Genomic DNA, 25342 nt, shown 5'->3' on the forward strand with positions numbered 1-25342 from the left:
CACGGCGGGCCACCGCCGCCTTCCCGCGCCGGCCGGGGCGGTTCGGGGCCGGCCCCGCAGGTCAGTAGGGTGGGCGACATGCCAGACCAGACAGCCGGCCCGACCGGCCGACCCGACGCGCCCCACCGGCCCGACCTGCGCGGCGACTGCGCGCGCTGCTTCGGGCTGTGCTGCGTCGCCCTGCCCTTCGCCGCCTCGGCGGACTTCGCGATCGACAAGCCGGCCGGCAAGCCCTGCCCGAACCTCCAGGGCGACCACCGGTGCGGAATCCACGCGCGGCTCAGGCAGAAGGGCTTCACCGGCTGCACGGTCTACGACTGCTTCGGCGCCGGCCAGAAGGTCTCCCAGGTCACCTTCGCCGGCCGGGACTGGCGTGATGGCTCCCGCGAGGACGCCCGGCGGATGTTCGAGGTGTTCCCGGTCGTGCGTCAGCTGCACGAACTGCTGTGGTACCTGACCGAGGCGCTCGGTCTGCCCGCCGCCCGCCCCGTCCACGCCGACCTGCGCCTGGCCCTGGAGAAGACCGAGCGGCTCACCCTGCTGCCGCCCGAGGAACTCACCGAGCTGGACGTCGGCGCCCACCGGCAGGACGTCAACGTGCTCCTCCTGCGCACCAGCGAGCTGGCCCGGTCCGCGGTGCGTGGCAAGAAGGGCAAGGGCAAGGACCGGCGGGGCGCCGACCTGATCGGCGCCCGGCTGCGGGGCGCCGATCTGCGCGGGGCCAGCCTGCGCGGCGCCTATCTGATCGCCGCCGACCTCACCGGCGCCGATCTGCGCGGTGCTGATCTGATCGGCGCCGACCTGCGGGACGCCGACCTCACGGACGCCGATCTGACCGGTGCGTTCTTCCTGACCCAGCCGCAGCTCGACGCGGCCCGGGGCAGCGAGGGCACCCGGCTGCCGGCGTCAGTCACCCGTCCGGTGCACTGGGCAGCGCGCGGCTGAGGGCCCCTCCTCGTCCGGGACCGGAACTCGATCGTCCGGGACCGGGATTCGTGCCACCCCGGCCGGGCCCGGTTCCGGGGCCGGCGGCGCGGCGGGGGCCGTCCGCCGCTCGAGGCGCAGCCGCAGGCCCTCCGGCATGAGGGTCAGCCGCTCGGTCACCTTCAACCGGTAGTCCGGATCGGCATGCAGGTCGTAGCGGCGCAGCAGCAGGCCGAGGACCAGGGTCGCCTCGTGCAGGGCGAACTGCCGGCCGATACAGGCCCGGGCCCCGGTGCCGAACGGCTTGAAGACATGCGGCGGCCGGGCCCGTACGGCCCGGGCCTCGAACCGGTCCGGGTCGAACCGCTCGGCGTCCGCGCCCCACACCTCGGGGTCGCGGTGCAGCATCGTCGTCAGCACCAGCGTCCAGGCGCCCCGGCGCATCGGATGCTCCCCGGCCAGCACCGTGTCCCGCAGGGCCTCGCGGGCGAAGGCGGGCGCGGTCGGCCAGAGCCGCAGCGACTCGTCCAGCACCCGGCGCAGGTACCGCAGCTTGGCGACCTGCTCGTAGCCGGGTGTCGGCGTGTCCCCCCACACACGGTCCACCTCGGCCCGGGCGCGGGCCGCGACGTCCGGGTGCCGGGCGAGGTAGTGGAGCGCGAAGGACAGTGCTCCCGAGGTGGTCTCGTGGCCCGCGACCAGGAAGGTGATCACCTGGCGGCGCACGTTCTCGGGGGACAGCCGCTCCCCGGTGTCCGGGTGGGCCGTCTCGAGCATCCGGTCGAGCAGGTCCCCGCTCCCGGGCCCGTCTCCGCCCGCCGTGCGCCGGTCGCGGACGAGGTCGTCGACCGTGCGGTTGAGGTAGGCGATGTCGGCGGCGTTGCGGCGGGTGGCCCCCCGCAGCAGGTAGGGGGCCAGCGGGGCCGGGACGGTGTTGAGCCGCTGCGCGTAGGAGAGGGTGCCGACCATCGCGGTGACGAACGGGTGCGGGCGGGAGCGCTCGAAGGAGGCGAAGTCGTGCCCGAAGCCGGTGCGCGCGATGGTCTCCAGGGTCAGCTTGGTCATGTCGCCGGGTACGTCCACGGTGCGGCCGGCGGCGAGCGCGCGGTCCCAGTGGTCGGTGAGCCGGGCGGCCACGTCCAGCATCATCACGTGGTAGCCGGCCATCGCCTCCCGGCTGAAGCCCGGGGCCAGGACGTCGTGCGCCAGCTGCCAGTTGGGCTCGTGGTTGTACGCCGTGAACAGGCCGTCCCCGGCGACCGGCCGCAGGTTGGCCACCCCGAGACCCACGTGCTTGGCGAAGCGCGTCTCGTCCGCCAGGTCGGCGACCAGCCGCGAGCCCCAGACGAACACGAACTCCTTGCCGAACACCCTGCGCCGGAAGATCGGGCCGAGCATGCGGGCGTAGCGCATCGAATCCTGCACGGGCGTGCGCCGGTCGGCGCCGAGCACATCGCCGAGGAGCGGGAGCCGGTGCGGCGGATGCGGGATGCGGTGCAGCTCCGGCCAGCCCAGCTCCGCACCGCGGAATCCTTTCGGCAGTCCGGCGGGTTCGGGAGGTCCGGCGGGTTCGGGAGGTCCGGTGGTTCCCATGGCTCCGGCGGGCTCCACGGGCTCCACGGGCTCCGCGGGCCCGGTGGGCCCGCTTCCGGTCGTCGTCTGCGCCATGCCGCTCGTCTCCCCGTTCGCCTCGGTGTTGTACGTGGATTCAATAGCGGTTTTCAGTCTGGTCCCGTTGTTGAACCGGCGTCAAGTAGAGTGCGGGCATGGCCGCGAACCAGGGGGAGCAGCGCGCGCGCCGCCGGCTCAGCACGGAGGAACGGCGTGAGCAGCTGCTGTCGGTCGGGGCGCGGCTGTTCTCCGAGAGCCCCTACGACGACGTGTGGATCGAGCAGGTCGCCGAGATCGCGGGTGTCTCGCGGGGGCTGCTCTACCACTACTTCCCGAACAAACGGGACTTCTTCGCGGCGGTCGTGGAGCGGGAGAGCGAGCGGATGCTGCGGATGACCGCGGCCGTGCCCGGGGTGCCGGTGCGCGAGCAGCTCGCGGCGGGGCTCGACAACTACCTGGAGTACGTCCGGACCCACGCCCACGGCTACCGCGCCTTCCACCGCGCGGACGCGGCGGGCGACCAGGCCGTGCGCCGCGTCTACCAGCGGGCGCTGGCCGCGCAGGAGCAGCAGATCCTGGCCGCGCTCGCCGCGGATCCCGAGTTCGGCCCGCTCGCCGCCCGGCGCCCCGACCTCGAACTCGCGGTGCGCGGCTGGCTGGCCTTCACCACCGCCGTCTGTCTGGAGTGGCTGCGCGGTTCGGACCTGACGCGCGAACAGGTGCGAGACCTGTGCGCACGGGCGCTGCTGGGCGTGCTCGCGCCCTGAGCGGAGCGCCGGGCGTTCGTGCCCGACCGGGGGCCGCCGCGCACGCCCTGTCCGCCGCCGTCCGTGCCTCCGTACGCCCCTGAGGTGCATCTGTCCACGCCGGACGCCTGGTTGGCGTGCGCCTCGATCTTCTGTAGGTTAGGCAAGGCTTACCTAATGAGGAGGTTGGGATGGGTGACAGCCACACCTGGGCGGCGGTGCCCGGCGCGGCACAGCGGGCGCGGTCGGTGCTCGCCGCCGCGTGGTCCTGCGCGGTGACCGCCGAGGGCGGCCGGGAGGATTTCGTCGGCGCGCACACCGTGGACGACGACGGCCGGGTGCGCCTGCGTCCGTCCGAGGACAGCGCTCTGAGCGCGAGCGCCTTCTGCGCGCCACGCGGTGAGCTGCCCGCCGTGGTGCAGTTCGCCGACGTAGCGCCCGTCCCCGTACGCCGGCGGATCCGCGCCCGGCTGTGGCTCGCCGGACGGTTCGCCGGCGAGGACGAGCACCTGGTGTTCCGCCCGACGCGCGTGGTGCTGCGGGAGCCGTCCGGCGCCGTCGCGGTCGACCCCGAGGAGTTCGCCGCCGCGGCGCCCGACCCGCTGGCCCTGGCGGAGGCCCGACTGCTCACCCACCTCGCCGACGCCCACCCCGACGCGGTGGAACGGCTCAGCCGGCTCGTCGGGCCCGACAGCCTGCACGGCGCGGTGCGCGTACGGCCGCTCGCCGTGGACCGGCACGCGCTGACCCTGCGCATCGAGCGCGCCCGCACCGACGGCGACGTACGCCTGCCCTTCCACGCGCCCGCCGACGACATCGCCCAGCTCACCGAGCGCATGCACGTCCTGCTCGCCCAGGCGGGCGCGGCCTCCTGCCCGCGCTCCCTACAGCGGCAGCGCGCAGACGGCGACCGGTGAGGCGAACGGCTCACCCGCGAGCCGCAGCGCGCCGCTCACCCGGTCCACGTGGAAGACGCTGACCGTGCTCGACTTCTGGTTCGCCGCGAACAGCAGCCGGCCGTCCGGCGAGAAGGCGATCTGGCGCGGGAAGTCACCGGCCACCGGCACGGTGTCCAGCAGCCTGAGCCGGGACCCGCCCGCCTCGACCGCATAGCGCGCCAGGCTGTTGTCACCCCGGTTGGCGAGGTAGGCGAACCGCCCGTCGGCGGTGACCAGGATCTGCGCCGGATAGTTCGTGCCCGGGCCGGAGCCCGTGGACTGCGGCCGGCCGACGGTCAGCCGCCCGGTCGGCGGATCGTAGGCGCAGACGGTGACCGTGTCGTCGACCTCGTCGGCCAGGTAGGCGTACCGGCCGCCGGGGTGGAAGGTCAGATGACGCGGCCCCGCGCCGGGCCGGGTGTGCGCCTGGGAGGTCTCGGTGAGCCTGCCGGTGCGGGTGTCCAGGCGGTAGGTGTAGACGGTGTCGGTGCCCAGGTCGACGGCGAGCACATGGCGGCCGTCCGGGGCCGTGACGAACTGGTGCGCGTGCGGGCCCTGCTGTCCGGGACCGGGCGGCGGGCTGGAGTGGGTCACCAGGTCGGTGCGCTCGCCGAGCGCCCCCGAGCCGTCGATCGGGTGCACGGCCACGCTGCCGGACTGGTAGTTGGCGCTCAGCAGCCAGCGCCCGCCGGGATGCACGGACAGATGGCAGGGGCCCGCCCCACCGGTGGAGCGGGTGCCGAGCGCCTTGCGGTCGGCGAGCCGTACGGCGGTCACGCCCCCGTCCTGACGCTCGTCGACCGCGTACAGCGTCCGGCCGTTCGGGTGCACCGCGAGGTAGGAGGGGTCGGGGACCCCGGTGAGGGTGCCCCGGCCGGTCACGGCGCCCGTGACCGGGTCGTACACCGCCAGCCCGATGCCCGCGCCGCCGCCCTCCACGGACGTGTAGGTGCCCAGGTACAGCGGGCGCGGCCCGGAACCCTTGCCCGCCGGCGTCCCGGAGCGCGCCGCCGCCTCGGGCGCGGCCGTCTCGCTCGGCACCTGCCCGGACCCGGACCCAAGTCCGGAGCGGGGCTCGGGATCCGGACGTGCCGGAGCCGGAACGGCCGCCATCGCGGCGACACCTGTCACGGCCCCGACGAACCGGCGCCGGCTCCAGCCTCCGCGCGCCGCCCGCGCCCCACCGTCCATGCCCGCACCCCAGGTCTCGACTGCCTCGGTCGTCACAGGCCACCTTGGCCTGGACCGCCGCGGAAGTGCAAGACCGGCAACCGCGGTTGCGCAGGGCGCAATGCTGCGCCCTGCGGGTGCCGGGGTTTACCAGCTGCCGTCGTCCACGGGCTTGCCCGGGGCGTCCTTGAGCGGGGTGATCTGGTGCGGCGACGGCTCCTGCCAGGGCTCGTGGTCGTCACCGAGCCAGTCCCCGACCGGCTGCACCGATCCCAGGCTGTCGGTGGGGGCGAGGTCCTCGGCGTCCTGGTCGTAGTAGTCGAACCAGGGCAGGCCCGCGCGTGTGTACGCGGCGCGGTCCACCGGTGACGGCGGGGGATTCTCGCCCGTGATGCGTCGCCACTCCGGGGGCGTCACCAGGTGCACGAACACCCGTCCGGCGGGCTCGTCGGCCCAGTCGCCGGGCGGCCGTTCGTCCTGGTACACCTCCTGGCACATCGAGCCGCCGACGCCGAGCCCCATCGCGGCGCCGTACGCCCGGGGCGCACTCCCCGGCGCGGGCGGGGCGGAGGCCGGGGCAGCCGGCATCCGCCGCCGTACGATCCCCGCCCGCGCCTGCTGCTCCTGCCATCTGGCCAGCGCGGCCTCGCTCAGCGGGAACGACTGCAACTGCACACCGCCCCACTCCTCCTCGCCCGTGACCTGACCCTCCACGGTCGCCCCGAGGCCCAGCGGCACGGCGACGAACTGGCGGACCGTGCCCTTGCCGGAGTTGATGCCGTCCAGCCAGGGCTGGCGCGGCAGCACCACGTAGTTCTGCGGATCGCGCGAGAGCCGGTCGCTCCACGGCCGGCCCGAGACGGCGCACACCTTGCCCACCCCGACCTGCAGGGCGGCCGGCCGGGACGTAGCGGCGAAGCTCAGCCACATCGCCTCGCGCAGATACACCGGGAGCATCACCCCGCCTCGCGCCCGCCACTGCTCCGGCACCGTGTCCGGATAGTCCGACACCCGCCGCAGCGGGAACTCCCCGAGCCCCGGCGGCAGCCGATGCGTGCCGGCCTCCGGCAGCCTCAGGGTGCGCATGAACCGCACCGCCACACCGCCCGGCAGGCACAGGGCGTTCCCGTCGATCCGTACCTTCCCGTCGGCCACGCGTCCGTCCCCCTCCGTCGTCCTGTCACAGAGAACGCCCCACGGCGTCCTCGCGGTTCCGCCCCAGCCTGACCGGCGCCCCCAGCCGGTCCGCGAACCGGGTCAGCCGGGACCTGCGTGCGCGCTGCGCGCGGGTGTGCAGGTCCAGCTCCTCCAGCAGCCGCTTCGAACGGTGCTCGATGTCCATCTCGTCGAGGATGCGGTTGACCTCGGTCAGCACCGCGCCGTGCAGCTGCCACTGACTCGCGTCCCGCTGCACCTCCTCCAGCAGCAGCTGCGCCAGCTTGTCGCGGGTGGCCGCCGCCTGCCGCAGCTCGGTGGCGAGCCGGGACTCGGCCGACTCGGCGCTCACGCTCACATCGGTGGTCACCAGCACCGCGTAGCTGACCACGGCGTCGGAGATCTCGGACAGCAGCTGCTGCACCAGCGGACCGGTCTGACGTGAGAACAGCGGTTCGGGCTCGCGCGCCTTGGTCAGGTCGGTGAAGGTGCGTGCCAGCACCCGCAGCACGACCGTGCAGATCTCCAGCGTGTCCAGCCCGGTGCGCAGCACCACCCGGTGCAGCAGGCCCTCGCGCACCCGCGGGTTGAGCCGCAGGCTGTCCTCGGCCTGCCGCAGGGCGGCGTCCACGTCGGCGATGTCGTGGTCCAGGCGGCGCGCCTCGTGCAGCCGGGCGGCCGTACGCTCCACCGGCGGGCGGCCGGCCACCTCCTCGCCCATGTGGAGCATCAGCTGCCGCATCCGACGCGCCAGCCCGTCGATCGACATGCCCGCGTGTTCGGTCCACACCGGGGGAGCGAGCAGCAGATTGCAGGCCATGCCGACCACCGCGCCGATCAGCGTCTCCACGATCCGCGCCCAGCCGGTGCTGCCGACGGTGGTGACCCCGAGGACCAGCATGGCGCTGATCGCCACCTCGGCCACGAACTCGTCCACCCGTACCAGGTGTCCGACGGCGAGCCCGGCCAGGATCACCAGTGCCAGGCTCCACCAGGTCAGCCCCACCAGCAGGGAGAAGGCGATGGCGACGAGCACCCCCGCCACCACCGAGTTCACCCGGCGGATGCTGGTGGTCAGCGTGGCGAACAGGGTGACCTGGACGACGAGCAGAGCCGTCAGGGGAGCGGTCAGCGGCGCCGGCTCCGGGCTCAGCTGCTTGGCGATGACATACGCGATCGTCGCCGCGACCGTCGACCGCAGCGCCTGTACGACGACGGGGTCCCGGTGCCGGCGCACCAGTCGCACAAGGGGTGCCGTCCACTCACGTACATCTCGCATCCCTTGCGCTGTTCCCCGTTCACCGACGCATCGAACGTCCCGCGTTCGCAGGTGCATCGGCCGTGCCGCGCCGGTGAGGCGCGCGGCCGGTCCAGGTGGTCAGGCGTACAGCTTGTCCATGAAGGCGGCCAGATTGCCGGTCGCACGGGCGATCTGCTCCTCGAGCGTCAGGCTCTCCTCGAAGCGGGCCCCGGAGTCGGGGACCTTCTTGCCCCGCACGTACAGGGAGCAGGCCAGGTCGGTGCACATGTACACACCGACCGAGTTGCCCTCGCGGCCCGCCGCGCCGGCCTTGCGGGCGGTCATCAGGGACACCCCGCCGCCGCGGTGCGTGGTCAGGCACAGCGAACACATGCTGCGGTGCAGGAAGCCGCGGTGGGAGGACGGGAAGCGCAGGGCGATGCCCACCAGGTCCCCGGCCCGCTCGGTCACCAGGTAGCTGCGGTCGGGCGCGCCCGGATCCCGCCAGCCCAGGAAGTCGAGGTCGTCCCAGGGACGCTCGTCGAGGTCGCGCGGCACGGCCAGGCGCTTGGCCTCGCCCTTGGAGCAGTTGACGAAGGAGTTGCGGATGTCCTGTTCGGTGAGTGGTCTCATGGGAGGCTCCTGGGCGTCGGGGCACGGCGCGTCGGCGCGCCTGCGCCTAAAGGTGTTAGTTTCAAGCCTAAGATAAACAGCTTCGGGGAGGGGTATCCAATGGATTTCGAGGGCGTGCGTTCCTTGCGGGCGCGGGCCGCGCTGCGGCATGTCACCGGGCTGTCGACGGGCCCCGCCGTCGATCCGGGCCTGCGCATAACCCTGAACCTTCACCCGGACCGGCTCTGCGGCGGCCTGCCCGTTCTCCGGGCGCTCGCCCGGGACGGGGTGTACCACTCGCAGTTCGTGACCGGCACCAGCAACGGCGGTCTCACCGCGCACCCCGGCGGCGACCGCTGGCGCTGGGAGAGCCGGATCTTCGGCGGCGCCTACGACGACGCGCCGGCGACCGAGCGGCCCGTCTACGGCGCGCTTGACTTCCGCCGACAGGTGGTCGGCGCGGCACCGCGGTTCGGTTCCTCGCACTTCCGGCTCACCGCGGCGGCGCTCACCCGCGCCACCTTCTGCTACCCGGACAGCGCCGCCGAACCCGCCGACTTCGGCACCGCCGCCGCGATGGCCCTGGTCACGGCGGCCGAGGCCGACGAGCGGGACGCCCTCGACGACTACATCGAGGCCCAGGTCCACGGCGGCGTCGACCTCGCCCGGGACGTCGAGGCGCTGGTCCTGGACGCGAGCTACCGGGGCACGCCCGTCGAGGCCGACGCCCGCAGCCTGCCGTGTCCGCTCGAATGGCACCCCGGCTACCGGATCGCCGTGGCCGAACTGCGCCGCCACGCCGACTATCGCGGCCAGGAGTACACGGACCTCGGCACCCGGATCGCCGAGGACGGCCGGCTGGACCCGAGGATCATCGGCGAAGCCGCCCGCACCGGCCGGTACGCGGCGCAGGACCTGAAGATGGTCTGGCACACTCTCGCCCGGCACGGGGCGCCCGAGGGTGCGGGCACGGCGTGCGTCCCGCGAACGAGCGCGGGTCACGCGCCCTGATCGCGCCCACGTCTTAATTTATTACGTGGACTAAGGGTGCGAAGAAGTCGCGCCACCACGGCTCGCAGCGGTATGTTGCAGGTCGGGATGGTCGGGGTGGATTCGGACAAGGGAGCCACATGGCGGGGCGGAACGGGCGCACGGTGCGCGATCTCAGGCGGGGCAACCGTACGGCCGTCCTGCAGCGGCTGTACTTCGACGGCCCCCTCAGCCGCTTCGAACTCGGCCCGGCGACCGGTCTGAGCTCCGGCTCGATCAGCAACGTCGTCGCCGATCTGATCGCCGACGGCCTGGTCGAGGAGGCCGGCAGCGTCGACTCCGACGGCGGGCGCCCGCGCACCCTGCTGCGCGTGGCCCCGGACAGTGGTCACATGATCGGTGTGGACGTCGGCGAGACCAGGGTGCGCATCGAGCTGTTCGACCTCACCCTCACCGAGCTGGCGCGCGCCGAGCGGCCGCTCGCGGCGCAGCGCTACGACGTAGAGGTGATCACCGGGCACATCCGGGACGGGATCGCCGAGGTCCTGGCCGCCGCCGGGCCGGCCCCCGAGCGGCTCCTCGGCGTCGGCATCGGCGTTCCCGGCATCGTCGAGCACACCGAGGACCGGGGCGCCGTCGTGCACGGGCAGACCATCGGCTGGGACGCGGTACCCCTGGAGGCGCTGCTCCGCAGTGGCTCGCAACTACCGGAGACCGTCCCGTACTTCATCGACAACGGCGCCAAGACGCTGGGCCAGGCCGAGATGTGGTTCGGTGCGGGGCGCGGCGCGGGCAACGCGGTCGTGGTGCTCTTCGGCTCCGGCGTCGGCGCCTGCCTGGTCACGCCCGAGGTCGAACGCGGCCGGGCCGTCGAGTGGGGGCACCTGACCGTCCGCGTCCGGGGCCGCCGGTGCCGGTGCGGAGCGCTCGGCTGCCTGGAGGCGTACGCCGGCGCGGAGTCGCTGCTGGCCCGCTGGCGCGAGGAAGGGGGACAGCCGCCGCGCGGCACCGACGAGGAGACCGCGCTGACCGCCATGCTGGCCGCCGCCTACCCGCCCGAGGGCACCGCCGCCGACCCCGTGGCGCTCGCCGTGCTCGAGGAGACCGCCGAGTACCTGGGAGCCGGTCTGTCCGACCTGATCAACCTGTTCCAGCCCGAACGCATCCTCATCGGCGGCTGGGCGGGTCTCCAGCTGGGGGCGCGCTTCCTGCCCGCCGTACGCCGCCACGCCACGGCGTACGCCCTGCGCCACCCGGCCGAGAAGGTGACCGTCGAACTGGGGCGTCTGGGTCCCGACGCGGTCACGGTCGGAGCGGCCATCCTGCCGCTCGCCGACTTCTTCGCCCGGGGCGGCCGCCGCGCCGAACCGGAGCCGGCGGACCGGCTCCCGGCCTGGCGGGCGGCGCTGGACGAGCGCAGGTCCTGACGACGCAGGGCACAAGGGGGCCAGGGCGTGCGTGACGCGTCGGGCCGCGAGGACGTACGGGACAGGTCAGAGCTTTCGGGCCACGCCGCCGTGGATGTCCGTGGGCTGGGGGTCCGTGCCGGGCTCGGGGCGCCACAGCGGGCAGGAGACGATGCCGGGCTCGACCAGCTGGAGCCCCTCGTAGTAGGCGGTGAGCTGCTCCGGGCTGCGCAGGACGTACGGGACGGCGCCGGTGTCGTCGTAGCCCTGCTGGGCCTCCTTGAGCGCCTGGTCGGTGTCGGTGCTGTCGTAGTGGACGAAACAGCTCCCGGAGGGCAGGGCGGCCTGGAGGCGGCGGACGATCGACTTCGCCTCCTCGTAGTCCTGGATGTGGCCGAGGATGCCCATGAGCATCAGGGCGACCGGCCGGTCGAAGTCCAGGATCTTCGCGGCCCGCTCGATGATCCTCTCCGGGTCGTGCAGGTCCGCGTCGATGTACTCGGTGACACCCTCCCGGGTGCTGGTGAGCAGGGCCTGGGCATGCCGCAGCACCAGCGGGTCGTTGTCGACGTAGACGATGCGCGACTCGGGGGCGATGCGCTGGGCGACCTGGTGGGTGTTGTCGTAGGTCGGCAGCCCGGTGCCGATGTCGAGGAACTGGCGCATGCCGAGTTCGCCGGTCACGTACGTCACCGCGCGGATCAGGTACTGGCGGGAGGCGCGGGCCATCGTCTCGATGGTGGGCGCGTGCTCGCGGTAGGCGTCGCCCGCGATCCGGTCCACCTCGTAGTTGTCCTTGCCGCCCATCCAGTAGTTCCAGATACGGGCCGAGTGCGGCACCGTCGTGTCGATCTTGGACAGGGCGTCCTGGTCGGGGGTGAGCCGCTCGTCTGCCATGGAGTTCTCCTGCTGTACGTCACACGCGGTCTGCGGTCCGTCCAAGCTACCGTCAACATCCGTACGGATGGCTCGAGTTGCCGAGTCGCTCCATCACGGTGAGCGATGGGCGACGGGTGGGAGCGGGACCACCCGCACGGCGGGAGGTGTCGTGCGGGTGGTCCCGCGTGGTCGGGCCGGCCGGCGGCCCGGCCCGGTTCGGCCGGGGCCCGGCCGCTGTCCGGCCCTGGTCCGGTCGCGGCCCCCGGGTCAGTCGACCAGGAAGTCCGCCAGGCCCGCCTTGGCGCCCTGGAGGAAGGTGATCATCTCTTCCCGGGTGTAGATGAGCGCGGGGCCCTCGGGGTCGGTGGACTGGCGCACGGCCACCCTGCCGTCGGGCAGGCGCTTGGCCTCTACGCAGGAGCCGCCGTTGGTGCCGCTCCAGGGCTTGTGCCAGCCCTCGCGGCCCAGTTCGCCGGCGGGCATGCCGTTGCGGACGGGGACGCCGGATGCCTTGGATGCCATGGATCACAACTCCTTACGCAGTTCGGCCAGGATCTCCCTGGTGCGGTTGACCGGTTCCGCCTGTACGGACATCCGGTCCAGTACTTCGAGGTAGGCGACGACGTCCTCCGGACGGTCGTAGTAGACCGAGCCCGCGAGGTTCTCCGTGTAGACGATGTCGGGCAGTTCGGAGAATCCGAAGCGGAAGTGGTGGAAGGGGCCGTAGGCGCCCGGGTGGGCCCCCACGGAGAAACGCATGATCTGGATCCGCACCTTCTGCATGTCCAAGGCGTCGACGAGCCGCTCCAGTTGGGCCCGCATGACCTCGGCACCGCCGACCGGACGGCGCAGCACCGTCTCGTCCAGGATGGCCCACAGCACCGGTGCGTCCGGCTTGGCGAGCAGGTCCTGGCGCCTGACGCGCAGGTCCACGCGGCGGGCGAGCCCCTCCTTCGACTCGTTGGGGAAACCCACGCGCAGCAGCGCGGTTGCGTACTCGGGCGTCTGCAACAGGCCGGGGACGTAGTGGGGTTCGTAGAGGCGGATGACGCTCGCCTCGCTCTCCAGGCTCACATAGGCCTTGAACCACTCGGGCAGTACGTCGCGGAACTTGTACCACCATCCGGGCTTGTTGGCCTCCCTGGCCATCGCGACGAAGTCGTCGATCTCCGTGGCCGGGACCCCGTAGGCGCGCAGCAGCTCCCTGACGTACGGGATACGCAGCCCGACCTCGGCCTTCTCGATGCGGCGGACCGTCAACGGGGTGACCTCGATGGCCCGTGCCGCGTCCTCGAAGGACACTCCGGCCTGCTCCCGCAGCTGGCGCAGACGCTTGCCGAGAACCATCCGCAGGACCGTGGGCGCGCTGCCCCCAGAGCGGTTCTCGCTCACTCCTGACCTCCTGGAACGGCCCGTCACAGCGTGCAGTGTGCCATGCCGTCCGCGCCAGATACAGGGTGATGCGCGTCTGTCTGAAATTATCAGAACGCAGGTTGCGAGCTGAGTGTGTGCCACATCATAGTGATCGGGGGAGCTGCCGCACCGGCCGCCGTCAGGACGGCCAACTGGACGCGAGGGCACCGGAGCTGATGATCCGGCAGATCCGATGCCCGCCCCCCACCGCACGGGACTGCGAGGCGAGACCAGGATGACCACCGTGACCGACGGACAGCCGAACGCCGAGGACGGCCCGGTCGGCTGTGGCACACCGACCGCACTGGTCCGGCCCCCCGGGGCCACCGGCGTCGCCGGGGCACCCGAGTCCGGGGGACCCGCCGTGGACGACCCCGTCCCACCGGGCGGGCCCGCTCATCCCGGCCGTCTGCGCTCCACGGTGCCCGCCGACCCTTCCTGGGCGCCGGCGGTGCGACGCCTGGTGACGGAGCACCTCGCGGGGCTCCGACTCCCGGCCGACCAGTGCGACAGCGCGGTGCTGGCGACGGACGAGCTGTTCGCCAACGCGGTCAGGCACGCGAGCACCGGCCCGGGCGACACGGTCACGCTCACCGTCGAGTGGAACGCCCGTGGCCTGCGGGTGACGGTGGCCGACCGCTCCCCGGTGCTGCCCCGGCTCCGGACGGTGGACCCCGCGGCCGAGTCGGGGCGCGGGCTGTCCATCGTGGCCGCGCTCGCCGACGACTGGGGGATGGCACCGCCGGAGCCTGACCGTCCGGGCAAGCGTGTGTGGTTCACCCTGCGGCGGCGAGGTGGGACGCCATGACGCACGACGACGCGGTGCCCGGCACGCCGGCCGCGAGCCGACCAGCGTCCGGTGCCCCGGTGCCGGGCCGTCCACCGGCCGGTGCCCCGGTGCCGGGCCGTCCACCGGCCGGTGACCCGGTGCCGGGCCGTCCACCGGCCGGTGACCCGGTGCCGGTCCGACGGCCGGCCGGTGGCCCGCTCTCGGGTGGCCCCGTGTCCGGTGATCGCACCTACGGCGGTCCGGTGTCCGGTGATCGGGCCTACGGCGGCTCGGTGCGCGCGGATTCCGCGACACGCGGCGTGGGGGTGCCGCGTCAGGGCGGGGGCGTGGCAGCAGGTGCGGTTCCCGCGGTGCCGCGGCAGAGCGCGGGCACGGACGGGGGAGCGGGGGTCGTGGGAGAGGCCGTGACCCCGGCGGCGTACCCGGCCCGTGCCGCGGTGGACACGGTCTCGGCGGCCGCCCGGACCGTACGCCCGTGCCTCCCGCCGTCCGACGCGCCTGCCTCCGCGGCCGCCGTGATGGCGGCACGCCCGGCCGCTTTCGTGGGGACGCCTGTCACGGCCATCGTGGCGGAGGCGGCGCGGCGGCGGACCGCCCGGACGGCGCAGGCCGGACATCCGCGGCGGGCTGCGGCGCCGTACCCCGAGGAAGGAACGGCGGAACAACCGGCAACCGGGATCGCACCCGCGCCCGCCCCGGACGGATCCCCTGAGGCGCACGCCGACAACCCGCCGCCCCCGGTGGACGCCGTGCGGGACATGCCCGCGGAGCGTGCCTCGGCGCTGGCGGCCGAGCTGGTCCGCAGGGCCGGCGAGGACCGGGAGCTGACCCGGAAGGCGGGCAGCACCCCCACTCCGGAGCGTCGGCGCCGGGTCGTCGAGTGCCACCGCGACAACGCCGAGGCCCTCGCGGTGATCGTGCGGAGGCATGGCTGGCCGGCCGTGGACCTCGTGGGACCGGCCGCGTCGACCGCCGCCTTGATGATTCTCCTGCACGCCCCCGACCTGCGCTTCCGGCTGCGGTGCCGGGATCTGATCGCACAGGCGGCGGCCGACGGCCGCTGTCCCGTCGTCCACCTCGCCTACATCGCCGACCACTGCGCCGTGGAACTGGGCGAGCCGCAGTACTACGGGACGCGGATCAACCCCGTGACGCTGCGCCCGTACCCGGTCCGGCGGCCGGAGACCCTCGACCAGCGCCGGCAGGACGTAGGCCTCGGCCCACTGGAGGAGCAGATGAGGGCCCTGCGATTGCGGGGTTGACGCGGTCGGGAGGTTTCGCAGGTCACGGGAGAGGTACCCGCGCCTCGCCCTTCGAGAGGACGGACCCGAGAGGAGTACGCCGTGACCGAGCACCGCCGAGAGGCCCCCGGCGAGACCGGCCGGCCGGTGCCCCGTGACATGCCGGACCAGCAGGCCCGGCCGGGCGAGGACCCCTGGGAGGCGGCCCACTCCAGCGCCCGCCGTCCCGAGTCCGGCACCGACGAGGACGTCCCCGACACCGACGAGGCGGGCACCGGCCGCAAGGGCAGCCCGAACGCGGCGACCGTGCACCCCGAACACCCCGCACCGGACGAGCCACCCGGCTGAGCCGCCCCGCGTACCCGCGCCGGCCTCGGCCGACCGGGCCCGGCGACCTTGCCCGCCGGTTGCCCCTCGGGGCCCGTCGGGAGCCCCTCGGGCTCAGCCGACCTTGCGGCCCTCCATGGGGGCGGTGTCCAGTCCCTCGCCGCGCCGCAGCCCTTGCAGAAACTCCTGGATGACCTCGGTCGCCGTGCGCTCCGGGCGCCAGCCCAGTTCGGTGTGCGCCCGGGTGCAGTCCATCAGGGGAAGGCGGAGCACCGCGTCGAAGAGCTGGGGCGAGGCGGGCAGCAGGTGCAGGCCCCAGGCGGCGGCGATCGCGGAGCGGGCGGCGGCCCTCGGCAGGCGTACGGGCCGGGTGCCCAGCAGCTCGCCCAGCACCTCGGCGTCCAGCGGCGGGTCGGCGGCCAGGTTGAAAGCTCCCCGCACCTCGTGCCGCAGCGCCAGCCGGTAGGCCTCGGCGCCGTCGTCCGTGTGCAGGGCCTGTACACGCAGCCCCGGGATGTCCGGCAGGAACGGCAGCAGCTCCGGCCGCGCCAGCGGCCCCGGCAGGAACCGGCCGCCGAAGATGCGGCGCTGCTCGCTCGCCGACTCCGCCTTGAAGAGGAACGCCGGGCGCATGCGCACCACCCTGATGTCCGGGTGGTCCCGCTCGAAGGTGTCCAGGGCCCGCTCCAGATACGCCTTCTCCCGGGTGTACGCGGCGTCCGGCCAGCCGTGGGTCGGCCACGACTCGTCCACGGCGTGGTCCTTCGGCCCCGGGGAGTACGCGCCGACCGAGGACGCGTGCACCAGCACCGGCACATGCGCGGCGGCCACCGCGTCGAACACCCGGATGCTGCCGAGCACATTGGTGCGCCAGGTCGTCGCCGGATCGTGGGTCGGCTGGAACGCCCAGGCCAGGTGGATGACGGCGTCGGCGCCCTCGAACTGCCCGGCGAGCCCGGCCTGCTCGGACGCCACGTCGACCGCCACCCACTCCGTCTTCGGCGGCGACCACCGCGGGATCCGGCGGGCGAGGCCGCGCACCGAGGCGACCTCCGGATCCTCGGAGAGGAGGCGGACGACGCTGGTACCGACGTTGCCGGTGGCGCCCGTGACCACGACCCTGCTGCCCGACGCGCTGCTCACCTGCGGCTCCTCTCGGCGGGGCGGACGGTGCGGACCTCCGAGTACCCCGGTCCGCGCGGATCCACCCGGCCCTGTCAACACGCCCGGTGGAACACGCCCGATCGACGCGACCGGTCGACCCGGTCCGATCAACCCGGCGGAACGAGGCACCTGTTGGCACCGGACGCCGTCGGTGTCAGCTCCGGCCCCCGGACGCGAAGGCGTTCACGCCGGTCAGCTCCGCGGAGAGGTCCCACATGCGGGCCGCCTGGTCGGGGTCGACGGCCCAGTCCTTGACTCCGCCGCGCTCGTCGCCCTCCTGGGCCGGTTCGGCGATGTCGCAGTCCTCCAGGTAGACGCCGCCCAGGCCGTCCAGTTGCGGGGAGGTCGCGGCCCAGACCTGGGTGGCGGCGCCCTGCTGCGGGGTCTTGAAGCCCTCGGGGTTCAGCACGGTGCCGTTCTCGTCGATCCAGCCGCGCTCGATCATCTCCTCCTTCGGGATGTGGCGCTGGAGCGGGGTGATGATGCCGCCCGGATGGAGGGCGAAGGCCCGGACGCCACGGTCGCGGGCGAGGGCGTCGAGGTGGACGGCGAACAGGACGTTCGCGGTCTTGGCCTGGCCGTAGGCCTGCCACTTGTCGTAGCCCCGCTGCCAGTGGAGGTCGTCCCAGCGGATGCCGGAGAAGTGGTGGGCGCGCGAGGAGACCGAGACCACGCGGGCGCCGCCCGGCTCGATCGCCGGCCACAGCCGGTTGACGAGGGCGAAGTGGCCGAGGTGGTTCGTCGCGAACTGGGCCTCCCAACCGGGCCCCACCCGGGTCTCCGGGCAGGCCATGATCCCGGCGTTGTCGATCATGATGTCGATGGTGCGGCCGGAGGCCAGGAACCGCTCGGCGAAGGCGCGGACGCTGTCGAGGTCGCCGAGGTCGAGCTCGTCCACCTCGGCACCTTCGACGCCCTCCAGCGCCTCCCGCGCGGCGGCGGGCCGCCGGGCGGGGACGACCACGTGGGCGCCCGCACGGGTCAGCGCGCGCGTGGTCTCCAGGCCGAGGCCCGAGTAGCCGCCGGTGACCACCGCGAGCTTTCCGTTGAGGTCGATGCCCTGCAGGACGTCGTCGGCGGTGCTCGTCGCGCCGAAACCCGAACCGATCTTGTGCTGTTGCGAAGTGCTCATGCGGGGAACGCTACGAATTGGAGTGCTCTCGAAGTCAACCGCGGCGTGCCCGAAGTCAACCGCGGCGTGCCCGGAGCCGACCGCCGGGGGCCCGGAGCCCACCGCAGGGGTCCCCGGGAGCCGTCGGAGCCGTCCGCCGAGGAACCCGGACAGAGGAAAGCCCCGACCGGACGGGGGAATCACGGTCGGGGCGCTCAGGGTGTGGGCACGCATGGCGGTCGCCTCTCGGCGAGACGCTCCACAGGGCTTCAGCCGAACGATCGTCCCTGTGGGCAATAGGTGAGGCCCGGGGACACTGTCCCATCCGCACCCACGCTCGGTACAACGGGGACCGACGGTCCGGTGTTCCGGCATCTGCCAGGTTATGTGGTGATCTGTATCACTCCACTGCGGTGCGTGAAGCGCGGTGCGATGCGGCGCGCGGCACGGTCAGCCGGTGTGGCCGAGGGGCCCGGCCGGGAGGGACGACAGAAGGTGGGCGGGGTCGTCGTAGACGGCCTGCGCCCCGGCCCGCTCCAGGTCATCGCGCGGGATGCCGCCGCACAGGACGCCCACGCAGCGCACCCCGGCCCGGCTGCCGGCCCGCATGTCCCAGACGGTGTCGCCGACGAACACCGCCCGTTCGGCGGGCACCCCGACCAGTTCGAGGGCGTGTTCGACCGGTTCGGGTGCGGGCTTGCCCTCTTCCACGTCGTCGGCGCTCGCCGTGGCGGCGATGGCGTCGTCCGCGTCGATCGCGCGGCGCAGCGCGCTCAGCTCCGGACCGCTGGCCGAGGTGGCCAGCACCACGGTCCAGCCGTCCTGGTGCAGGCGCCGCAGCAGCCGCCCCGCGTCGGCGAGGGCGGGCAGCCGGTCGAAGTACTGGGCGTACAGCGCGGTGTGCGCGGCGCTGAGCCGGGCGTCCTGGTCCTCGTCGCGGTCGTCGCCGAGCAGGTGCGCGATCAGGTCGGTGGAGCCGAGCCCCACGGACCGGTGGATGGCGTGCATGGGCACCCGGTGACCCGCCTGCCGGAAGGCCTCCCACCAAGTCGTGACGTGAAGATGGTTGGTGTCGACGAGCGTTCCGTCGACGTCGAACACGGCGGCACGATCCACCATCGGCGCATCCCCTCGCTCACGTCGGTTGCCGGGTAGGCCCGAGTACCACGTCAGGCGCTCGCCACTCCGGACGGCGTCCGGCGCTCCCGCGCCCAGGCGAGCAGCTCCTCCCGCGACCAGGTGGTCACCACGCGCTCGGGCGGCACCCCGCACTCCTCGGCCCGCGCGCAGCCGTGGATCTGCCAGTCCAGCTGGCCGGGCGCGTGCGCGTCGGTGTCGACGGAGAACAGCACGCCCGCCTCGACGGCGCGGCGCAGCAGCCGCCGCGGCGGGTCCAGCCGCTCCGGGCGGCTGTTGATCTCCAGGGCCGTGCCGGTCTCGGCGCAGGCCGCGAACACCTCGTCCGCGTCGAACTCCGACTCCGGCCGTCCCCGCCCGGTCACCAGCCGTCCGGTGCAGTGTCCGAGCACGTCGGAGTGCGGGTTGCGGACGGCGGCGACCATGCGGCGGGTCATCGAGCGGGCGTCCATCCGCAGCTTGGAGTGCACCGAGACGACGACCACGTCCAACTGCTCCAGCAGCTCCGGATCCTGGTCGAGCGAGCCGTCCTCGAGGATGTCGCACTCGATGCCGGTCAGCAGCCGGAACGGGGCCCAGGTCTCGTTCAGCCCGGCCAGCACCTGCAACTGCTCGCGCAGCCGCTCCGCGGACAGTCCGCGGGCCACCGTCAGCCGCGGTGAGTGGTCGGTGAGCACCGCCCACTCGTGCCCGAGGCCCGCCGCGGCCCGGCCCATCTCGTCGATGGGGCTGCCGCCGTCCGACCAGTCGGAGTGCAGATGGCAGTCCCCGCGCAGCCGTGCCAGCAGTTCCCGGCCCCCGTCCGCGAGCGGCTCCTGCGCCTCGTCCTCCAGTTTCCGCAGATATCCGGGCACGGTCCCGGCCAGCGCCTCCCGCACCACCTGCGCGGTCTTCGGGCCGACGCCCCTGAGCGACTCCAGCGTCCCCGCCGAGGAGCGCTGGGCGACCTCCTCGGCGGGCATCCGCGACAGCGTCCGGGACGCCGTACGGAAGGCGCGCACGCGGTACGTCGGCGCCTGCGACCGCTCCAGCAGGAAGGCGATCCGGTCCAGTGCCTCGACGGGGTCCATCACCACCTCCGTCACCAGGGTTCCCCACGTTTGCCCGTGACGCCCCTCGGGTACCGCGATGCCTCGTCCGGGAGGCTGCGCAGGGACGCAGTCGGGAGGAGTGCGCCATGTCCGCTTCCACGTCCACGCCGGCCGTCGCCAAGGTGGCCGTGATCACCGGATCGGATTCCGGCATCGGCCGTGCCACCGCCGTCCGGCTGGCCGAGGCGGGGATGGACATCGGCATCACCTGGCACAGCGACGACAGGGGCGCCGAGGAGACCGCCCAGGAGGTCCGGGGCAAGGGGCGCCGGGCCGCCGTCACCCGGATGGACCTCACCCGGCTGCCCGCCGCCGCGGACGCCCTCGACGAGCTGGCCGCGCAGCTCGGCGGCCGGATCGACGTCCTGGTCAACAACGCCGGTACCGGCACGGCCACGCCGTTCCTGGACCTCCGCCTGGACGATGTGCGCCGTGTGCTGGACGTGGACCTGGTCGGGCCGCTGGTGTGCGGGCAGAAGGCGGCCCGGCGGATGATCGCGCAGGGCGACGGCGGCCGGATCGTCAACGTGACCTCGGTGCACGAGCACCAGCCGCGGGTGGGAGCCGCTCCGTACTGCGCGGCCAAGGGGGGCCTCGGCCTGCTCACCCAGGTGATGGCGCTGGAACTCGCCGAGCACGGGATCACGGTGAACGCGGTCGCGCCCGGGGAGATCGCCACGCCGATGACGGGCCAGGAGGACACCGACGTGCGCACCGAGCGCCGCCCCGGCGTGCCGCTGGGCCGCCCGGGCGACGCCCGCGAGGTCGCCGCCGTGATCGCGTTCCTCGCCGGCCCCGACGCCTCCTACGTCACCGGGGCGTCCTGGTGCGTGGACGGCGGCATGCTGCGGATGGGCCCTATGGCCGGCTCCCACCTGACCGGCGACGACTGGCGGCGCCCCTGAGCGGGGCGCCGTGCGATCGTGCGCGTGTGCGTACGGCCGTGCGCCTGTGACCGTGCGCGTGCGACCAGGTGCGAGCAGCCGCGGCGGGCCCGGTTTCACCCGCGCCCGCCAGTGGTGCGAGGGCTCGTCGCGGGCGGTCCCGTCCTAGGCTTGATGACATGACCGAAAGCGCGAGCCCCCGTGTCTCCCAGCCGCGAATCATGGTGCTCGGGGTGCAGCCGGGCCATCCGCCTTTCCGCATCGTGGAGATCGACGGTGAGGTGGTCGGCGAGGCGAAGACCGTCACCGATGTCCTCCAGGCCGCCGCGGCGTTCGGCATCCGGGTCCACGACCTGGACGACCCGGACGTGGTCCGCTGGGTGGGCGGCGACAAGTTCAAATGGACCCTGCACTAGGCCCGCCGTTCCCCGGCCCCGCGGAAGCCTCCCGGCCCCGCAGGACCGTTCGCGGCCCCGCAGGGCCCCTCGGCTTCACCCCACCGACCACTTCTGGTTGGCGCCGCCCGTGCACGTCCAGATCTGCAGGCGGGTGCCGTTGGCGGAGTTGTTGTCGGTGACGTCCAGGCACTTGTTCGCCTGGGGGTTGACGATGTCGTGTGCCGAGGACAGGACCCACTTCTGGTTCGGCCCGCCGGTGCAGTCCCAGAGCTGGACCTTGGAGCCGTCCGCGGTGCCGTTGTCCGTGACGTCGAGGCACTTGCCGAGCGCGCGCAGGCTCCCGTCGGAGGCGAACGTCCACTGCTGGGCGGCGGTGCCGTTGCAGTCGTAGAGCTGGACCGGAGTGCCGTTGGCCGGGTTCGCGCCGGCCACGTCCACGCACTTGCCGGCCAGCCCGCGGATCGCGGCGCCGGTGGAGGTGGTGCTCGTGGTCACGGACACCGAGTCGACCACGAGCTGCTGCGGGAAGGCGGTGGAGCCGTCCGGGTCGCCCGGCCAGTAGCCGCCCACCGCCAGGTTGAGGATCAGGAAGAACGGCTTGTTGAACACCCACGTCTTCCCGCCCAGGTCGGCCGGGGTGCGACGCTGGTAGACGGTGCCGTCCACCGACCAGCTGATCGAGTCCGGCGCCCAGTCGACGGCGAAGGTGTGGAAGGCGTCCGCGAACGCCTGGCCGCCCGGCAGCGAGTACGGCGCGCCTATGCCGGCCGAGCCCGAGTAGCCGGGGCCGTGGATCGTCCCGTGGACCGTCGAGGGCTCGAAGCCGACGTTCTCCATCACGTCGATCTCGCCGGAGTTCGGCCAGCCCACCTGGCCGATGTCGGTGCCGAGCATCCAGAACGCGGGCCACATGCCCTGCCCCCGCGGGATCTTCATCCGCGCCTCGACGTGCCCGTACTGCGCGGCGAACTTCCCCGAGGTGTTCAGCCGGGCGGAGGTGTACTGGCAGGTGCCGTACCAGCACTGGTAGTTGGCCGGGTTCTCGCGCCGGGCGGTGATGACCAGGTGGCCCTGGCCGTCCAGGGCTGCGTTCTTGTTGCCCGACGTGTAGTACTGCCGCTCGTGGTTGTTGACGTTGTCGCCGGTCTCCGTCTGCCACTTGGCGGGGTCGACGGCCGCGCCCGCGGGCCCGTCGAAGGTGTCGGAGAACGTCGTCACCGTTGCGGCGGCGGCGGAGGAGGCGGCCGGTGTGTCCGCCCGCGCGGGGCCGATCGCGGCGGAACCGACGAGCACGGCGGACAGCGCGCCGAGGAGACATCTGCGGAGCAGGCGTGGACGGGCCACGGCTCTCCCTTCCGTACGGCGGCCCGGTGCGCGGGCGCGCCGACCGTTGTGGGGGGTTGGTGTCGCTCTTGATTTAAGGAGTGAAGTAAGGGCCAGTCAAGAGCTTGGTCCGGACCGCTCTGACAGGGACTCAGGCGCGCTCGCGCAGCCGGCGCGCGTGTACGGCCCGGCCCAGTCGCCGTCCCAGCAGCAGGTAACCGGCCAGTGCGCCGGTGGTGTTGAGGATGACGTCGTCGATGTCGAACGCCCGCCCGGTGATCAGTGCACCCTGGGCGAACTCCACCATCAGCATCACGGTCACGGTCAGCAGCAGCACGCGCAGCGGCCCGCGGGCCCCGGGCGCCACCACCGGCACCAGCACGCCGAAGGGCACGCCCAGCAGCAGGTTGCCGCCGATCTGCTTCACCGCCTCGCGCAGGCCCGGCTGGTCCAGAGTGGCCCGCAGCGATCGGCCCGGGTGCAGATTGGTGTGCACCAGGGACGTGGACGAGGGAGACGGCTGGAGCGTGAGCCGGGCCAGTACGACGGCGAACGCCACCATGAAGACGAAGGCGCACCCCATCGCCGGCAGGCGAACGGGCCAGGGGAGCGGCCGGCGTTCGGCCACGGCGCCGGGCCGCGGGGAACGCCGGGCCCAGGCCGTGGGGCGGATCCGGGCCCAGCGCGCACGCGGCCCCTTCGCCGTGCGCCCCGACCTGACCGCCTTGGCCTTACCGGGCCGCGGGGCGGCGCGCCCGGTCTTGGCCGTACGGGCCCGGGAAGCGGTGCGCCCCGCCTCGGCCTTACGGGATCGGAACAAGGTGCTCGGACGGAACGCCACCCGGGCCATGCGGTCCTCCAGACGTCAACTTCCCCGGTCGGCAAGGCGGTTACCCCCGATCAGCTGGAGGATGCCGCCTCCGCCACCGCATCGGGGGCGGTGCACCTGGCCGGTTTCCGTTGCTGCCGTCGGGGCATCCGGGCTGCAGACCCGGCGCGCCGCCGCGCCGCCCGCCGTCGGGGCGGTGCTTGGATGCCGGGAAGCGGCGTGCCGGACGCGAAGCGGCCGGCGCACATCAGCGACAGCGACTGAGCCTGCGGAGGTGGCGTTTTGAAGACGCGGACGACGCTGCTCGCCGTCGGCGAGGTGCTGGCCTGGTGGGCCGCGCTCGTGGTGCTGTGGCTGATGCTGATCAGCACCGTCTACACCCTGGAGTGGGTGGTCGGGGCGTGCGCCGCGGGCGTGGGCGCGCTGGCCGCGCGGGCCGGCCGGCGGGCGGCGGTGAGGCCGCGGTGAACGGCTGGATCCTGGCGGCGACGGTGGTGCTGGCCGTCGGCCTCGGAACGACGCTGTGGGGCGTGGCCACCGGCCCGCTGGGGCGCCGAGTCGTCGCCCAGAACCTGTCCACCGCCCTTGTCTGCCCCGGCCTGCTGCTGCTCTCCCAGGGCTACGACCGCACCTCCTACGTCGATCTCGCCCTGCTCCTGGCCCTGCTCGGCCCGGTCGGCACCCTTGTCTTCGCCCGGCTGCTGGCCGACGAACTCGCCGAGGAGCAGCCGCGGGCCTGGGGGCTGACCTGGGCGGCCGCCGGCCTCGGCGCGGTGGTCGTGGCCGTGCTGTGCGCGGTCACCGGGCCCGGCCGGTCGATGGTGAAGCTCCTGATCGTCGGGGCGCTGCTGGTCGGCGGGAACCTCCTCGCCTCCCGGGCGATGTCCGGCGGCTTCCCGGGGGTGAGCCGTGGCTGACGCGGTCGTCGTCGTGGCCCTGCTCGCCGTCGCTGGCTTGGCGACGGCGGCCGTCGCCAACCGCGACCCCGCCCGGCAGGCACTGGTCCTGGCCGTTCTCGGCACCGCCCTGGCCGTGCTCTTCACCGTGCTGCAGGCGCCCGACGTCGGGCTGTCGCAGCTCGCCGTGGGCTCGGCCCTGACCCCGCTGCTGATCATGCTCTCGGTGCGCAAGGTCCGGCGGCGCTCCGCCCACGGCAAGGACAGCAAGCAGTGAACCCGCGCGCCCGGCTGTGGCTGGTGGTCCTGGGCGGCGGCGGGCTCGCCGCCCTCCTGGTCGCGGCCTGCCTGCGGCTTCCCGCCTTCGGCGGCCCGTGGCACCCGTACGGCGACCGTGCCGTCCGTGCGGCCCTCGCCCGGCACATCGCCAACACCATCGCCTCCGTCAACTTCGACCAGCGCGCCTTCGACACGATGGGCGAGATGACGATCCTCTTCGCGGCCGTCCTCGGCTGCGTCGTCCTGCTGCGCCAGGCCCGCGACGAGCACCGCGACCCGCCGGAGCCCTGCGAGGTCGCCGCGCCCGTACGCCGCTACGCGCTGGTCGTACTGCCGATCGCGCTGGTCACCGGCCTGTATGTGATCGCCCACGGGCAGCTCAGCCCCGGCGGCGGCTTCCAGGGCGGTGTGGTCGCCGCGACCGCCCTGCACCTGATGTACCTGGGCGCCGACTACGCCGCGCTGGAACGCATCCGCCCGGTCGAGGCCTTCGAGATCGGCGACGCGCTGTCCGCGTCCGCCTACCTGGTCCTGGGCTTCGCCGGCGTGCTGGCGGGCGGCGCCTTCCTCGCCAACACCCTGCTGCCCTACGGCACGTTCAACACGCTGTCCTCGGGCGGCACCGTCCCGCTGCTGAACGCGGCCATCGGCATGGAGGTCGCCAGCGCGGTCGTCGTGCTGCTCGCCCGCTTCCTGGATCAGGCCGTCGAGATCGAGGAGGGCAGCGGGTCGTGAGGACCGAGGAGGGCAGTGGGGGGGAGGGGCAGTGGGGAGTGAGAGCGCCGTGA

The 25342-nt window shown here is 73.6% G+C and carries 28 protein-coding genes; 14 read left to right on the top strand and 14 right to left on the bottom strand.

Annotation, left to right across the window (positions count from 1 at the left end; genetic code table 11):
* Positions 1-78 precede the first annotated feature (78 nt).
* Positions 79-945 (top strand): pentapeptide repeat-containing protein, encoded by an 867-nt coding sequence (locus tag IE318_RS16670; protein ID WP_189901106.1) that lies wholly within the window; start codon positions 79-81, stop codon positions 943-945.
* Here the strand turns inward: IE318_RS16670 and IE318_RS16675 are convergent.
* Positions 907-2517: a cytochrome P450 gene (locus tag IE318_RS16675; RefSeq protein ID WP_189901271.1), complete on the bottom strand. Its 1611-nt coding sequence runs from the start codon at positions 2515-2517 to the stop codon at positions 907-909. The two genes, IE318_RS16670 and IE318_RS16675, sit on opposite strands and share 39 nt — an antisense overlap.
* A gap of 173 nt (positions 2518-2690) precedes the next feature.
* Between IE318_RS16675 and IE318_RS16680 the strand changes: the two genes are divergently transcribed.
* Together IE318_RS16680 and IE318_RS16685 are read left to right on the top strand one after the other, a co-directional pair.
* Complete coding sequence (locus tag IE318_RS16680; RefSeq protein ID WP_189901108.1) at positions 2691-3302, top strand: TetR/AcrR family transcriptional regulator; 612 nt, start codon at positions 2691-2693, stop codon at positions 3300-3302.
* 170 nt (positions 3303-3472) lie between these two features.
* Positions 3473-4198 carry a DUF2470 domain-containing protein gene (locus IE318_RS16685; RefSeq protein ID WP_189901110.1) on the top strand — a complete coding sequence of 242 codons (726 nt, stop codon included), beginning with the start codon at positions 3473-3475 and terminating at the stop codon, positions 4196-4198.
* Here the strand turns inward: IE318_RS16685 and IE318_RS16690 are convergent.
* From IE318_RS16690 to IE318_RS16705, 4 genes are all read right to left on the bottom strand, one after another.
* Complete coding sequence (locus IE318_RS16690; protein WP_189901274.1) at positions 4166-5410, bottom strand: lactonase family protein; 1245 nt, start codon at positions 5408-5410, stop codon at positions 4166-4168. The genes IE318_RS16685 and IE318_RS16690 overlap by 33 nt on opposite strands.
* A gap of 126 nt (positions 5411-5536) precedes the next feature.
* On the bottom strand, positions 5537-6544 hold the full coding sequence (locus tag IE318_RS16695) for a hypothetical protein (protein WP_189901112.1): 1008 nt from the start codon (positions 6542-6544) through the stop codon (positions 5537-5539).
* 25 nt (positions 6545-6569) lie between these two features.
* Entirely contained in the window at positions 6570-7823 is a 1254-nt protein-coding gene (locus tag IE318_RS16700; protein WP_189901114.1) for an FUSC family protein, read from the bottom strand.
* 99 nt (positions 7824-7922) lie between these two features.
* A complete protein-coding gene (locus IE318_RS16705) occupies positions 7923-8417 on the bottom strand; it encodes an FBP domain-containing protein (protein ID WP_189901116.1) in 495 nt (164 codons plus the stop codon).
* A gap of 99 nt (positions 8418-8516) precedes the next feature.
* Here IE318_RS16705 and IE318_RS16710 point away from each other — a divergent pair, with 99 nt between their 5' ends.
* Both IE318_RS16710 and IE318_RS16715 read left to right on the top strand, forming a co-directional pair.
* Complete coding sequence (locus IE318_RS16710; protein WP_189901119.1) at positions 8517-9407, top strand: DUF3626 domain-containing protein; 891 nt, start codon at positions 8517-8519, stop codon at positions 9405-9407.
* A 119-nt stretch (positions 9408-9526) separates the two neighbouring features.
* Positions 9527-10813 (top strand): ROK family transcriptional regulator, encoded by a 1287-nt coding sequence (locus IE318_RS16715; protein WP_189901121.1) that lies wholly within the window; start codon positions 9527-9529, stop codon positions 10811-10813.
* 66 nt (positions 10814-10879) lie between these two features.
* On the opposite strand, the gene IE318_RS16720 is transcribed toward IE318_RS16715, so the two are convergent.
* From IE318_RS16720 to IE318_RS16730, 3 genes are all read right to left on the bottom strand, one after another.
* Positions 10880-11689 carry an SAM-dependent methyltransferase gene (locus IE318_RS16720; protein ID WP_189901123.1) on the bottom strand — a complete coding sequence of 270 codons (810 nt, stop codon included), beginning with the start codon at positions 11687-11689 and terminating at the stop codon, positions 10880-10882.
* 249 nt (positions 11690-11938) lie between these two features.
* The gene (locus IE318_RS16725) at positions 11939-12193 is read right to left on the bottom strand and encodes a DUF397 domain-containing protein (protein ID WP_030172391.1); all 255 of its coding nucleotides are present in this window, start codon (positions 12191-12193) and stop codon (positions 11939-11941) included.
* A 3-nt stretch (positions 12194-12196) separates the two neighbouring features.
* Positions 12197-13063 carry a Sco1979 family transcriptional regulator gene (locus tag IE318_RS16730; RefSeq protein WP_229903551.1) on the bottom strand — a complete coding sequence of 289 codons (867 nt, stop codon included), beginning with the start codon at positions 13061-13063 and terminating at the stop codon, positions 12197-12199.
* Positions 13064-13319: 256 nt separating this feature from the next.
* Here IE318_RS16730 and IE318_RS16735 point away from each other — a divergent pair, with 256 nt between their 5' ends.
* The 3 genes from IE318_RS16735 to IE318_RS16745 all read left to right on the top strand — a co-directional run bounded on the left by IE318_RS16735 (position 13320) and on the right by IE318_RS16745 (position 15463).
* Positions 13320-13892, top strand: a complete 573-nt coding sequence (locus IE318_RS16735) for an ATP-binding protein (protein WP_189901125.1) — start codon at positions 13320-13322, stop codon at positions 13890-13892.
* Between the two features lie 374 nt (positions 13893-14266).
* A complete protein-coding gene (locus tag IE318_RS44915; RefSeq protein WP_229903552.1) occupies positions 14267-15136 on the top strand; it encodes a DUF6624 domain-containing protein in 870 nt (289 codons plus the stop codon).
* A gap of 81 nt (positions 15137-15217) precedes the next feature.
* Complete coding sequence (locus tag IE318_RS16745; RefSeq protein ID WP_030172399.1) at positions 15218-15463, top strand: hypothetical protein; 246 nt, start codon at positions 15218-15220, stop codon at positions 15461-15463.
* Positions 15464-15556: 93 nt separating this feature from the next.
* Here IE318_RS16745 and IE318_RS16750 read toward each other — a convergent pair whose 3' ends face one another.
* The 4 genes from IE318_RS16750 to IE318_RS16765 all read right to left on the bottom strand — a co-directional run bounded on the left by IE318_RS16750 (position 15557) and on the right by IE318_RS16765 (position 19924).
* Positions 15557-16585 carry an SDR family oxidoreductase gene (locus IE318_RS16750; RefSeq protein ID WP_189901127.1) on the bottom strand — a complete coding sequence of 343 codons (1029 nt, stop codon included), beginning with the start codon at positions 16583-16585 and terminating at the stop codon, positions 15557-15559.
* A gap of 175 nt (positions 16586-16760) precedes the next feature.
* A complete protein-coding gene (locus IE318_RS16755; protein WP_189901129.1) occupies positions 16761-17738 on the bottom strand; it encodes an SDR family NAD(P)-dependent oxidoreductase in 978 nt (325 codons plus the stop codon).
* Between the two features lie 429 nt (positions 17739-18167).
* On the bottom strand, positions 18168-18833 hold the full coding sequence (locus IE318_RS16760; protein ID WP_189901280.1) for an HAD family hydrolase: 666 nt from the start codon (positions 18831-18833) through the stop codon (positions 18168-18170).
* A gap of 53 nt (positions 18834-18886) precedes the next feature.
* Positions 18887-19924 (bottom strand): PHP domain-containing protein, encoded by a 1038-nt coding sequence (locus IE318_RS16765; RefSeq protein WP_189901282.1) that lies wholly within the window; start codon positions 19922-19924, stop codon positions 18887-18889.
* 107 nt (positions 19925-20031) lie between these two features.
* Here IE318_RS16765 and IE318_RS16770 point away from each other — a divergent pair, with 107 nt between their 5' ends.
* Together IE318_RS16770 and IE318_RS16775 are read left to right on the top strand one after the other, a co-directional pair.
* A complete protein-coding gene (locus tag IE318_RS16770) occupies positions 20032-20850 on the top strand; it encodes an SDR family oxidoreductase (RefSeq protein WP_189901131.1) in 819 nt (272 codons plus the stop codon).
* Between the two features lie 158 nt (positions 20851-21008).
* A complete protein-coding gene (locus IE318_RS16775; RefSeq protein ID WP_189901133.1) occupies positions 21009-21245 on the top strand; it encodes a hypothetical protein in 237 nt (78 codons plus the stop codon).
* A 75-nt stretch (positions 21246-21320) separates the two neighbouring features.
* On the opposite strand, the gene IE318_RS16780 is transcribed toward IE318_RS16775, so the two are convergent.
* Positions 21321-22571 carry a lectin gene (locus IE318_RS16780; RefSeq protein WP_189901135.1) on the bottom strand — a complete coding sequence of 417 codons (1251 nt, stop codon included), beginning with the start codon at positions 22569-22571 and terminating at the stop codon, positions 21321-21323.
* Positions 22572-22701: 130 nt separating this feature from the next.
* Positions 22702-23400: a VanZ family protein gene (locus tag IE318_RS16785; protein WP_189901137.1), complete on the bottom strand. Its 699-nt coding sequence runs from the start codon at positions 23398-23400 to the stop codon at positions 22702-22704.
* Between the two features lie 261 nt (positions 23401-23661).
* Here IE318_RS16785 and IE318_RS16790 point away from each other — a divergent pair, with 261 nt between their 5' ends.
* The 4 genes from IE318_RS16790 to IE318_RS16805 are packed head-to-tail and all read left to right on the top strand — an operon-like array spanning position 23662 to position 25289.
* Positions 23662-23847, top strand: a complete 186-nt coding sequence (locus IE318_RS16790) for a hypothetical protein (protein ID WP_030172426.1) — start codon at positions 23662-23664, stop codon at positions 23845-23847.
* A complete protein-coding gene (locus IE318_RS16795) occupies positions 23844-24296 on the top strand; it encodes an MrpF/PhaF family protein (RefSeq protein ID WP_189901139.1) in 453 nt (150 codons plus the stop codon). The genes IE318_RS16790 and IE318_RS16795 overlap by 4 nt, the downstream gene beginning before the upstream one ends.
* A complete protein-coding gene (locus tag IE318_RS16800) occupies positions 24289-24552 on the top strand; it encodes a Na(+)/H(+) antiporter subunit B (RefSeq protein ID WP_030172432.1) in 264 nt (87 codons plus the stop codon). Before IE318_RS16795 ends, IE318_RS16800 begins: the two co-directional genes overlap by 8 nt.
* Entirely contained in the window at positions 24549-25289 is a 741-nt protein-coding gene (locus tag IE318_RS16805; RefSeq protein ID WP_189901141.1) for an MnhB domain-containing protein, read from the top strand. Before IE318_RS16800 ends, IE318_RS16805 begins: the two co-directional genes overlap by 4 nt.
* Positions 25290-25342 lie beyond the last annotated feature (53 nt).

Source organism: Streptomyces spiralis (assembly GCF_014654675.1).
GTDB classification, from domain to species: domain Bacteria; phylum Actinomycetota; class Actinomycetes; order Streptomycetales; family Streptomycetaceae; genus Streptomyces; species Streptomyces spiralis.